This is a genomic window from Actinoplanes sp. TBRC 11911 (assembly GCF_012933445.1).
Taxonomy (GTDB): Bacteria; Actinomycetota; Actinomycetes; order Mycobacteriales; family Micromonosporaceae; genus Actinoplanes.
On the sequence record NZ_JABBNC010000074.1, the window covers coordinates 1 to 1,750 of the forward strand.

A 1,750-nucleotide genomic window follows, 5' to 3' on the forward strand; every position below is an offset into this window, starting at 1 on the left:
GGCTCGCAGAGGAATAACACGTTGGTTTGATCTCTATCAGCCGTTTTGGCTGTTGGTGGCGAGCTGATTGATCAGGGTGTTGGACGGGTTCGGTGTGGGTGCGATGGTGGTGCCGTGTTGATCGAGTAGTTGACGCGTCTGTCGGATGGCTCGGCAGATGGTGGATCTGTTGCTGGTGAACAGGTGTGCCAGGGTGTCCGGGGGCAGCGAGAGCCTCAGGTGCAGGATGGTGGCCAGGACCCGGTCGCGGAACGCGAATGTGGGTGGGCGTCCGGATCGTGGGGCGTGGGGCCGTGTTCCGTTGTCACCGGCGGTTTTGACGGCTTGCTGGTAGGCGGCGTTGGTGGCTTCACGCCGGGCGTCCAGGATGGCTTGCAGCGCGGTGGTCAGTGCGGTCAGCTCGTCGGTGGTCATGCCGGTGAAAGTGGGATGGGACAAGGATTCGGGCCGTTCGGTGGCGGTATTCGCCGCTGTTGTGTTGTCGGGCGTGCTCGGGTGCAGGGTGTAGTTCCAGTCGCCGTGGAAGCTGTGTCGCGCGATCGGCAGGGCGGCCATGTGGGCGTCGCTGATCTGTATGCCGGTGGGGTAGTCGTTGGTGTCGAGTTGTGCGTGCACGCTCAGGCCGGTGCCGGTGGTGGTCGCGGCGATGGATTGCAGGATGACTTCGTGGCTGGTCAGGGGTCGGCCGCGCCAGTTCATGGTGATGTGGCAGAACAGGCGGTGCTCGATTTTGTTCCATTTCGAGGTGCCGGGTGGCAGGTGGCAGACGGTGATGGCCAGGCCGGTCTCGGTGGCCAGGTCGGCGAGTTCGGTTTTCCAGGCACGGGAGCGGTAGCCGTTGGATCCGCCGGCGTCGGCGGTGATCAGCAGCCGGGTCGCGGTGGGGTAGTCGTGGCTGCCGCGGGTGTGCCACCAGCGGCGGATCGATTCGACGGCGAACGCGGCGGTGTCGTGGTCGGTGCCGACGTTGACCCAGCCGGTGTTCGCGGTGATGTCGTAGATGCCATAGGGCACGGCCTTGCCGGCACTGTCGCCGGGGAAGTCGTGTGTGTTGACCGGGACCGGTTGCCCTGTTGGGCGCCATTGCCGGCCGGGGTTTTTGAACGCGCCGATCAGTTCTTTCTTCTTCGTGTCGACGCTGATCACGGGTTGCCCGGCGTCGCGGTGGGTGCGAGCCTGCTCGTTGAGGTAGCGAAACTGCCCGTCACGGTCCGGGTGTTGCTTGCCTTCCAACGTTTTCGTGTTGCCCTGCAAGCTGAAACCGTCTTCGCGTAGCAGGTCAGCGACGGTGTCGGCGGAAACCGGATGCCCCTGGCGGGTCAGTTCCGCGGCGAGGTTGCGGGTCGATTTCGTGGTCCACCGCAGTGGTGACATCGGGTCACCGCGTTCGTCGGGCTCGACCAGAGCCATCAACGCGGGACGCAACCCGGGATCGAGGGCCGCAGCCTTTTTCCGGCCCCCGCCAGGCCTCCGAATCCGTCCTAAAGGGACCACACCGGAGTCCAGTTCGTCGACGCCGAGCGCGACGGTCGCTTCCCGGACTCCCGCCGCCCTGGCCACCGCCCGGATCCCGCCATGCCCCAGCACCCGGGCTTCGGCCCCCATCAACAACCGACGCTGCCGCTCATCGAGATGCGGAAGGATCGTCTCGAACTTCGCCACCAGTTGCTCTTGAACCTCCACCGAAACGCCCATAACAGATCAACGGGCCAGAAACCGGCAAGCTACGGGTTATTCCTCTGCGAGCCCT

At 65.1% G+C, this 1,750-nt stretch carries 1 protein-coding gene; it reads right to left on the minus strand.

All coding sequences use genetic code 11. The annotated features are described in order from the left end of the window. Positions 1–36 precede the first annotated feature (36 nt). Positions 37–1,695, minus strand: a complete 1,659-nt coding sequence (locus tag HH310_RS42955; protein ID WP_169181543.1) for an ISAzo13 family transposase — start codon at positions 1,693–1,695, stop codon at positions 37–39. Positions 1,696–1,750 lie beyond the last annotated feature (55 nt).